General features: G+C 54.7%; 7 protein-coding genes and 1 pseudogene. 3 read left to right on the plus strand and 5 right to left on the minus strand.

Going from position 1 to position 9,660, the window contains the following annotated elements; translation table 11 throughout:
• Positions 1 to 276 precede the first annotated feature (276 nt).
• The 4 genes from QE435_RS24285 to QE435_RS24300 all read right to left on the minus strand — a co-directional run bounded on the left by QE435_RS24285 (position 277) and on the right by QE435_RS24300 (position 7,056).
• The gene (locus tag QE435_RS24285; RefSeq protein ID WP_349043077.1) at positions 277 to 1,401 is read right to left on the minus strand and encodes an IS110 family transposase; all 1,125 of its coding nucleotides are present in this window, start codon (positions 1,399 to 1,401) and stop codon (positions 277 to 279) included.
• Positions 1,402 to 2,535: 1,134 nt separating this feature from the next.
• The gene (locus tag QE435_RS24290; RefSeq protein WP_349043078.1) at positions 2,536 to 3,657 is read right to left on the minus strand and encodes a siderophore-interacting protein; all 1,122 of its coding nucleotides are present in this window, start codon (positions 3,655 to 3,657) and stop codon (positions 2,536 to 2,538) included.
• 125 nt (positions 3,658 to 3,782) lie between these two features.
• Complete coding sequence (locus tag QE435_RS24295; RefSeq protein ID WP_349043079.1) at positions 3,783 to 4,907, minus strand: ABC transporter substrate-binding protein; 1,125 nt, start codon at positions 4,905 to 4,907, stop codon at positions 3,783 to 3,785.
• 4 nt (positions 4,908 to 4,911) lie between these two features.
• Entirely contained in the window at positions 4,912 to 7,056 is a 2,145-nt protein-coding gene (locus QE435_RS24300) for a TonB-dependent siderophore receptor (RefSeq protein ID WP_349043080.1), read from the minus strand.
• A 156-nt stretch (positions 7,057 to 7,212) separates the two neighbouring features.
• Between QE435_RS24300 and QE435_RS24305 the strand changes: the two genes are divergently transcribed.
• The 3 genes and pseudogenes from QE435_RS24305 to QE435_RS24315 all read left to right on the plus strand — a co-directional run bounded on the left by QE435_RS24305 (position 7,213) and on the right by QE435_RS24315 (position 9,079).
• Positions 7,213 to 7,860, plus strand: a complete 648-nt coding sequence (locus tag QE435_RS24305) for a TetR/AcrR family transcriptional regulator (RefSeq protein WP_349043081.1) — start codon at positions 7,213 to 7,215, stop codon at positions 7,858 to 7,860.
• Between the two features lie 68 nt (positions 7,861 to 7,928).
• Positions 7,929 to 8,706, plus strand: a pseudogene (locus QE435_RS24310) (IS5 family transposase).
• A gap of 16 nt (positions 8,707 to 8,722) precedes the next feature.
• Positions 8,723 to 9,079 carry a LysR substrate-binding domain-containing protein gene (locus QE435_RS24315; RefSeq protein WP_349043082.1) on the plus strand — a complete coding sequence of 119 codons (357 nt, stop codon included), beginning with the start codon at positions 8,723 to 8,725 and terminating at the stop codon, positions 9,077 to 9,079.
• A 294-nt stretch (positions 9,080 to 9,373) separates the two neighbouring features.
• Here QE435_RS24315 and QE435_RS24320 read toward each other — a convergent pair whose 3' ends face one another.
• Positions 9,374 to 9,631, minus strand: coding sequence for a hypothetical protein (locus QE435_RS24320; protein ID WP_349043083.1), 258 nt, complete (start codon positions 9,629 to 9,631; stop codon positions 9,374 to 9,376).
• Between the last annotated feature and the right edge of the window lie 29 nt (positions 9,632 to 9,660).

The raw sequence follows: 9,660 nt of genomic DNA on the forward strand, positions 1-9,660 counted from the left end.
GGTGTGCCGCGCGCCTGTTTCTGACGACGATTGATCAAGCACCTATTCGCGGATTGGCTACCGCACGACCGTTTTCCGTCGCGGACCTTCCTCCTTCAATTTGACGGGCATTGAATAATTCTGCCCCAGCGCCGAATCGAGGATTGTCCTACATCAATCAGACCGCGCTGCACGCCAGCCACGTCCAACGTTCGTTCCCGTTTTCACCACTCCTTTTGTACGTGAAGGCCGCGCGCTCCGGGCTGCGCAACCCCGACCAGCTTCGCCCTACGCGCGCTACTGCTGTGCTTCAACTGCAATGGCTGGCGTATGCCGTGCGATGTCCCAGACAAATCCCGCAAGCTCACGCGCGACAGCCGTCACGACCTTGACCGTCTGCTTCCCGGAAGCAGCCAGACTTCGGAACTTAGCGCATAGGCGAACCTGTGCCTTACAGGCGATAGCTCTTACATGTTCCGGGATCTCCGTGCGCCGCTCCATCAAGCCCCGGCCTTCACGAGCCGGGAAACGATAATGCCACGCCGACTCGATCAGCATCGTCCGCGCCGCAGCATTGCCGCTGCGGGTGATCTCTCCACGCTTGATCCGCTTCCCGCTGGAGTGCTCGGCCGGCACCAGGCCGAGCCACGCCATCAACTGCCGCGGACTATCGAAACGACGTAAATCGCCAATCTCCGCCACCAGCGTCACCGCGGCGGTTAACTTGACGCCTCGTAGCGCTTGAAGCGCATACACCAGAGGGCTTAACACCCATCCCGCAACAGCTTCCTTCAAAACTTCGTCCAGTCGGTCGCAACGGTCCATCAAGTCATGAATGCGCCGCTTGTATTCCTCAAAAGCGAATTGCTGGTGCGGAAAGGCAAACTTCTGTTCCGATAGCCATCCCCAATGAGCCTTGCCCCAGATCGCCTTGCCGGTAAACCGTCGGCCGTGGCGCAGAAGGAAACTCTTCAAAGCGGATTTGGCCGAACCGAGATCGTACTTGACCTGCCGTCGCGCTCGCACGACATCGCGAACTGCCTCATGAGCCTCATCCGGCACCCACACGGCAACCAGCTCGCCAGCTCGCAACGGGCGAGCCAGTGTCTGCGCGTCTCGGCGATCCGTCTTGACCTTGTCCCCCTGCCGACGTGCCATCGAGGACGGCGAGATCACCATGCAGTGCACGCCGATCTTTGCGAGGAACCTGTAGATCACAAATCCGCACGGCCCGGATTCATAGCAGACGCGCAGCTCCGAGCCGTCCTGCCCGATCTTCTTCAATGCGGCATGTAACGCTTCCGGCCGATTGGCAATCGTGCCGAAATAGCGAACCTCCCTGTCCACACCATCATCCGCAATTGCTATGGCGATCGTCTCCTGATGAACGTCGAGACCGATGTACTCCTTTCCTACCGACATGCGAGCTTCCTTTCTGTTGCTCGTTTGAAAGAGCACTCTCAGAAAGCTCCGCTCTCGGCGCAAGTGATCGTCATCCGGTCAATTGGGGAGCGCAGGATTTCCTCCGCCTGCTCCGTTCGCTTAGCCCTCACTCCGGCCGCTTTCGCACCGCCCCCACGGGCACGGCGGCAGCCTGCGTCCGGTCGATGGCGATGTCGTCGTGGTGATCATTCACGGGGAACGGTCAATGAAGCGCTTGCGCCTTCAGGGCGGGCGTCCGCGGTTGCTTTTTAAAACAACCACATGCTCCTGTTCGATCTTCCCGAAATAGCGGAAAACTGCTGGCATCTGAACCGGCTATCTTGGCTGCCGCCCTCGATCACCTCGACAGCCAGTACGGCAGCGTGGCAACCTATCTCGCTCGTATCGGCCTAAGGGACGAAAGCGTCAGAAAGCTGAAGTCTCGCCTTGTCGATACCGCGAAAGGAAAACCTGATGGCCACACTCAGCCAGGGCGGCATCAAGAAGAACCATGACCGAAAGCAAGCGGCCCGCAGACTTCATATCGAGATCGCGGGCGGACAGTTTGCGGTTGTCGGCGGGACGTAAAGACGGAGGTCTACCCTTTCTCGGATGATCGCCGCTTTCGTTACAACCCCGAACGGAAGGACCGATCGAATTTGTATCCCAACAGCAGAAGCCAGATCGAATTTTCTTTTTGTCGGGAAATTTAGTATAAGTCCAGAAGCAGAGTACTAGGCGGGAAAGCGCCAGAAGGATTTTAGCTTCAAAGCGAGATTTTACGCATCAGATGCGGTCAAGCGGAACAAGGCGAAATCCTTCGCGAATGCACGAAAATGAAGTGAGCCTCTCAGATATGGCACGCTCGGGTTATGCGTATTTCAAGTACTGTGGCGTCACATAAACAGCGGCGACTTCTATTGGTCGGCTACCAGCAACCATTCAGGAGACATGGATTGCTATCTCTCCTACCCTTTCAAACGCGCCATTCCAGGCGAATACAGGTGTGTACCAGAGCCCTTCATCCCTCTTGTTTGATCCAAAGGATAGCAGTACATGCCGTGGAGTATCCTCGGAGGGTTCAACCACGGTGCTTCGCCCAAGCACTCATATTAATCTTTGAAGTCTGGGGTCTCACTCCGGCAAGTACTCGCTCGGCCCTCGCGCAATTATCTCTTCTTCACTCATTGACCTATTCCAGTGGGAATAGAATATCATTCTGTCTTTAGGTAGGTTAGCTTCATGCTTTAAATGCCGATAAATCTCTGCGAATGTTTTGTGTTCGCATCCTCCCCAAAATATTGTCTCATCGTGTTTGTCAGGCCACTCAACTGATCTTACTGCCTCAGGCAGCAATGGAGTAGTTCCAGGCGCCGCGCCGAGGCGGTGAAGCCATTTTACCCGCATGCCTTTGGGCCTTTGAAGCGGCAATTCATCCTCTGAAGCCGCAATTTCAATGAACGCTACACCCGTCGCGTCATCATCCAACGTTTCTAAAATCCTGGCTATACCCGGCAGGGCTGTTTCATCGCCGGCCAGCACGTAGAAACTCGCCGGTTTGGGTCCATTAGCCGCAGGACCGAGAATTCCGACCAGATCTCCAATCTGCGCGGCCAACGCCCAGCGCGTTGCCGGTCCGGGGTTTTCGTGCAATGCGAAGTCTATGATAATCTGGCCTTTCGAAACGTCGATGCCCCTTATCGTGTAAACACGCGTGGGTACTGCCCCTTCCGGAGGCCATACGACGTGGCCGCGGTGATCAAGCCTAGGCCAAATAGGGTTGTCGATGCGTCTCGGTTGGAAGATCAATCGACAGTGAAGCTGGTCGTCACGGTCGTAGCGCTCAAGGTTTTCGCCATGGAAAACGATTCTTCGGAACGTAGGCGAAATATCGGTGATGGACACCACATGCAAAAAGCGAAGATCATCAGGAAGAGCTGGCTCGGCATAATCTCCCACCCAATCGATGTCCAGTTTTTCGCGGGAGGCGATGAAGCATATCGGACCGACGAGCGCGTGTTTCAGGCGGTTCAAACTGCTCGGATCATCAGCTTCCGCAGTGAGTTTAAATCCATCTTCGAAAGGCTCAAATGTAGCTTTACCAAAGGGCGTTTCTAAATCTTGCAGCGTTCCACGCTTGCTCACGATCATGTCGTGACTTGCCAAAGCCTCTATAAACGGCTCGACATATGTGTCGATAGAGGCAAACTTCACAGTGGCATGCGCTTGAAAGAGGCGCTTGGTGTTGGAGGACATGGCGATACCTATCTATACGCTGCCAGAGTCCGTCTCGGGTTCGTTCTGAACCAGCCAGACTCTCTATTGTTTCGGTGTCGTTTTTCTTTTCGGGATAACCGGTTTCCACTTGTCCCCGGCAAACTTCAGAGCGACACCCAGAGAGGATCCTTGATCGGGAATGCCGCAAATTCCGTGTTGATTTTTGTCAAAATTGCTTCCGGCTCAAGGTCGGAGCACAGCTCTGGATGGAGCCATTTTGCCGTGATCACGACGAACAGGACGTTGAGCGGCAGGTTGGAGATCAGGCCGGTCCAAATCCCGTACACACGTTTGTTGGCCACGCTCGGCAATAGAGCAAAGCCTGACCTTCTGTCGACCAGTTTTTTCAAACTTTCTCTAGCCGCTCCCCGGTCCAAATCTGGTCCAATCGCAGGCCGATTGCCGGCGGCCCAACCGCCGCCCGAGGCGATGTACACGTCATGTGGGGTGGTCAAGACATATTCCAGCGATAGCTTTTCAAAATAGGGTGCTTTCACTCCGGGTAGAGGTTGGCCTCCCGCCAAGCCGAGTAGCTCACCCCAGACCTTTCGACCTGCTGCCCAACAACAATCATCTGATGTAGACTGAACTTCTAGATAGGCCGTCACCAGTGGAGCCTTCGATACTCGTGTGGTAACCGATGCCAAACCTTCTTCGACAACTGACAAAAAAGCCTCAGCTTTTTGCGGCACGCCTAGTATCTTGCCCCACATGCGCATGTAGGCCTTCACCAAAGTTACCGGATCGGTGTTTTGACCGTCGGTCAACGCGTTGCTTGAGATATCACTGTAAACGACCGGTATCCTCAGGTCGTTCAAGCGACTTACAGTGGGATCCGCCTCGCCCTGAGGGCTCATGAAGGCGGTTGTCACCACAAGGTCTGGTGCCAAACTGATCAATTGCTCGAGCGAAACGCTGTCCGGCGTCTGTTTGCCGACAACCGTTATCTGGTGACCATTCGATAGAGAATTCATAAGAGCAGGACTGTCTATACGATCGGTGGCCGCCCAGCCCGCAACGATTGAAGCCGGATCTGGATGAAGAAGCGACATCGTCAGAAGATCATGCGCTTCAAGCAAGATGATCCTCTTCGGCGAGACAGGGAGGCTGACCTGGCGCCCCGCCATATCCGTAACTGTTATAAATGATTGTGCCTCGGCCGATCCCGTAAAAGAGACGATCCCGGCAGCCAAGGTGGACGTACAAAAGCTTCTACGTGTCAAAGTCACGATATCACCACTTATATCTCAGTCCGGCCAGCACAGTCCGGCCATTGCCATACTGGCAGTAATATTCCGAACTGCAGGAAGAGTAGTATTCCTTGTTCAATAGATTGGTCACATTGAGTGTTACCTGCAATCCTTTAAGGCTCGGGTTCTTTGCGCCGAGATCGTAACGAATAGCTGCATCAAGCAGCGTGTAACCGCTGGCTTTCACAGTATTATTGTCATTGCTGTAGCTCGATCCGACAAACCGTAAACCGCTTCCAACGCTTAAACCCTCGAGCGCGCCGGAATCGATGGTGTAATTTGCCCACAAGGAACCATAATACCGCGGTACGGCTTGGGGCCGCTTACCGATTACGGAGGGCATGCTGGATTCCGAGACTTCCGTATCGAGCAAGGAAATCGCGGCAATGAGTTCAAGATTATTCGTAACGTTTCCTCTCGCCTCGAACTCGATCCCACGCGAGTGGATCTCGCCTTGTTGTTCATTAAAGCCGGAAGCCGCGTTGAAGTAGACAACGTTCTGCTGTCGAATATCGAAGGCGGAAAGTGTGAGCAGAGCGTCCGTACCGGCGGGCTGATACTTTATCCCAACCTCATATTGTTCGGCCTCTGTTGGCTTGAACGGAATACCGCTAGCATTGGTGGTGGTCGATGGTTCAAAAGATGTTGAATAGCTGGCGTAAGGCGCAACGCCATTATCAAACATGTAAAGCAAACCGGCGCGATAGGTCGTAGCACCATCAGATCTATCGGAGGATGATCTTGCCAGCAGATTGTCAGTGTCCTGGTTGGCCCAGTCGTGCCGCACGCCGAAAACCCCTCGCAAGCCTCCGACCTCTATCTGGTCTTGCAGATAGATTCCTGTTTGGCGAAGTGTTTGGTCGGTGTTGATGGCGGTCGCAAATGGTCCAACCGCTTGTCCATACTGTGGGTTGGTCACATCGAGAGGCGCGGCGCCCCCAAGCAGATATTGCCAACCGCTGTCTAAGCGCTGAATGTCGATACCGGCCAGAAAAGTGTGCTGAACAGCGGCAGCCTCTGCCCGGAACTCAAGCTGATTATCGAGCGAGAAGCCCTTTGCGTCCTCAATCGAGTGCACCGCCCACCGGGGTATCAAACCCGCTGCTGAGAGAGGTCCATTCATCTGAAGCGAGCGCATGTCAGTGTCGATACCTGAATACCGGAAATTGGAGCGGTATGTGATGTTTTCATCGAACGTGTGTTCGAACTGATACCCAAAACCATATTGCGTTCGCGCGAAGCTGTCATAGTTTGGATCACCAACATTCAGATCGCGGCTCAGGAAGCCGGAATAGGCTGAGGGGGCAAGGAACTTGGGATATAGAGAATTGAAGTATCCGCCTTCAGGATCTCGCTGAAAATAGCCGGAGATTGTCAGCGAGGTGTCCGCGTCCGGCTGCCACTTGAGTGACGGAGCAACGCCTAGGCGTTTTTCGTCAACGTCGTCATAGCGTGTACCAGATGACCTCCCGATGATGCCAATTCCATACTGGAGGTCTCCGTCAGAAGTTACCGAACCGGTGGAGTAGAGCCCACTTTGAACCCTTCCATCCGTGCCCACCTCCAGCCTGACTTCATTGGATTGTGTGTTCGAAGGCTGTCGGCTGATTTGATTGACGAGCCCACCAGGGCTCACCTGGCCGTACAGAAGCGCCGATGGACCTTTCAACACGTCCACGCGATCAAGCAAGAAGGGATCAATTGAGGGTGTTGCAAAAGCTTGGCCACGCTGGAGCTTCAGCCCGTCCAGATAATTCACGTAGTTGGTTGCAGTACCAAACGCACCAAAACCGCGAAGAAAAACCGAGTCATAGCGGGAGTTCGAATCCCGGTCGGCCAGAACGCCAGCGGTGTAACGAAGTGCTTCGCTGACCGTCTGCGGGCTTTGATCATCGAGCTGCTTACGCGTAATCGTCGAGACTGACTGTGGCGTTTCGATAATCGGTGTGGAAGTTTTGGTTGCAGAACGCGCGGTCTTCGCATTGATAGTGCTGGAACTGCTATCTGTATCCATGCCACGGATTATAATCGGCTTGAGTTGTGTTGCCGTTTCCTGAGCAAACGCAGGACCGATGGATACGACAGACGATAGCAGAAAAATATGTGTTAAGGAGTTCCTGCGCTTCACGGACAATCCCCTGAAAAAAGCCGACGGATAATGGAGATTTGAATAATCAAACGGAACCGTCCTGTCTAGTTAATATGACGACGACGGTCATATTTTGTGTTAATTGGCGCGCGAGCGTTCGAGAGCGAAATACGATGCGAAATGAAGGAGAAGGTGATGATGGTTTCTGGAAGCACAAGCGCAGTTGCCAGAGTTGGTCGCCCGCCCAAAGCGGCGAAGGATATGGCCAGGGAGAGGATAATTGCCGCCGCGAGTGAGCTTTTCTCAGAAAGAGGCTTTGCCGGAACCTCGATGGAACAGGTGGCGTCCACGTGCGGAGCGGGGAAAGATACGGTTTACCGGCGTTTCCCATCGAAGGTGGCGCTGTTTGAGTCTGTTGTCGAGCATGCACACAAGAATGCAGTCGCAAGGCTGGAACTCATGCCGACTGTGACTGGCGACCCTCTGACGCGGCTCAAATCCCTTGTTGGTCAACTTTTACGAGTTAACATGGAGCCTGAAATGATCGCTTTGAAGCGTATCGCGTTCAGTGAGGCCGTCGTTTTTGAAAAGGGTGGTCCAATTCCGCCTCAACCTGATCCGATAATGGCAAAGTTGGTCGAAGCCGTCGAAAGTGCTCAAGAAGACGGCGCGCTCTGTCCTGGAAACCCTTTGGAAATTGCCGGCCATCTCATCCACTGTACGGTCGCGATACCGACGGGCGCTGCGATGATGGGAAGTAGTGAGTTTGGTTCCGCAGCTGCTGTTGACGCACATTTCGATAAGACGTGGACGTGGCTGATGAATGGTTTGAAACAGTTTTAAGAGCTAGGCTGTGTCCCCATAAATTGGGTTCATCTTATTGAGGGTGTATGATTCAATTTCCGTGAGAGATTGCGATGCGCCGTCACGAAATGAGCGACGAAGAATGGGCTATCATTGCACCTCTTTTGCCGAACAATAGCCGTGGAATTGAGCGTGTCGATGACCGCCGAGTGATCAACGGCATCCTGTGGCGTTTCAGGACTGGTTCGTCTTGGCGAGATGTGCCGGAGCGTTATGGCCCGCGCACGACGCTTTACAATCGGTTCTCGCGCTGGCGCAAGGCGGGCGTCTGGGATCGTCTTCTGGACGCCGTTTCGAAGCGTTACGATGGAGACATCGTGATGATCGACAGCTCTTGTGTTCGCGTTCACCAGCATGGTGCCAACGCTAAAAGGGGGATCTGCCGATCCTTGCATGGGACGTTCACGCGGTGGCCTGACAACCAAGATCCACGCCCTTGTCGATGCAGATGGCAGACCGGTTCGCTTGGAGCTCACCGCTGGCTAAGCCGCCGACGCACCGGTGGCTGAAAAGCTGTTGAGCGATCTGCGGCCTGGCGCGACGATCCTCGCCGACAAGGCATATGACACCGACGCAATTCGAAACTTCGCCAAGCAAAGCAAATGCTGGGCGACTATCCCTGCAAAGGCCAATCGAAAGCAGGCATTCAGCTGCACCCGCTGGACCTATTGTAAGCGCAATCTCGTGAAACGGTTCTTCAACCGTATCAAGCAGATGCGAGGCCTCGCGACGCGATGTGACCGACGCGCTAATCATTACATGGCCGCCATCAAGCTTGCCGAGACAAGGATATGGATCGCCTCAACTAGTGACGCCGTGGCCTAGAATAGGTCACATCCTGATGATCGATGATTTCCTCCGTGAAGGGCACGCGGTGATCGCGAGTGGCAGCGGGCACTGGCAGGCGGGGGCGGGAGATTGTTTGGATGATATCACCGGCAGGATAGAGCCGCAAATTGTGGTGCGGTCGCGGCACTTCGTCGTGCTGCCCGAGATTGTGGAAAGCAGCGATCTGATCGCCACAATGCCCTCGACTGCAGCCCGTTTTTTTGCCAAGCGTCCCGGAATTGCATTCCATCCGCTGCCATTCGACGGCCCGCGCTTCGACGTCAATCTCTTGTGGCGCGATCAGGCGGTGTCAAATCCTGCGCTCACGTGGCTTATAGAGGAGACCAAGGCAACCCTGGTTCGGATTTAATGGAGGGAGCTTGTTGAAGATCGGCGATACACGTTGACGGCGAGCCGCTTCGAAGAAGCCGGATCACTTCGCCTCACGCCCCGGAGAGGAGTTGATCTATCTGATCCAACGTACCCGACTCGGCAAATCGAGGATTGCCGCGGCCCTATTCGCGTCGAGAACCGGTTCCACAAAGCTTTTAAATTTTTCTGTGAGCCACCGCAGTGACCACAAAGCTGCCCTTTTTGAGGGTTCAGGATGCCCGATCAAAGGTCTCGCCGCCGACCGTGTCGAAGACGACGTCCATATCATGCGCTACGTCCTCGAAACGCTGCTGCTATAATCGATGAATTCGTCTGCGCCGAGACCGCGGATACAGGCTTCGGTAGGGGCAGAACCCATGGCGGCAACATGCGCGCCCATGGTTTTCGCGAGTTGAACGGCGAGGGAACCGACACCGCCCGAGCTGTTGGTAATCAACAGACGCTGGCCATCGGAGAGTTTGGCAAGGTCGAATAGGGCCTGCCATGGGATAAGTCGCCCGTCGAGTTTGAGAAGCAGCAGAAAATCCAACCCGAGGGTGTCTACGAAACTCGGGGCTA

The organism is Agrobacterium sp. SORGH_AS 787, assembly GCF_030819035.1.
Classification (GTDB): Bacteria; Pseudomonadota; Alphaproteobacteria; order Rhizobiales; family Rhizobiaceae; genus Agrobacterium; species Agrobacterium larrymoorei_B.

What these genes read in the sequence shown, in the direction of transcription:
- QE435_RS24290 (WP_349043078.1), bottom strand. Translation starts at nt 3,657, where the DNA reads ATGTCCTCCAACACCAAGCGCCTCTTTCAAGCGCATGCCACTGTGAAG.
- QE435_RS24285 (WP_349043077.1), bottom strand. Translation starts at nt 1,401, where the DNA reads ATGTCGGTAGGAAAGGAGTACATCGGTCTCGACGTTCATCAGGAGACG.
- QE435_RS24315 (WP_349043082.1), top strand. Translation starts at nt 8,723, where the DNA reads ATGATCGATGATTTCCTCCGTGAAGGGCACGCGGTGATCGCGAGTGGC.
- QE435_RS24305 (WP_349043081.1), top strand. Translation starts at nt 7,213, where the DNA reads ATGATGGTTTCTGGAAGCACAAGCGCAGTTGCCAGAGTTGGTCGCCCG.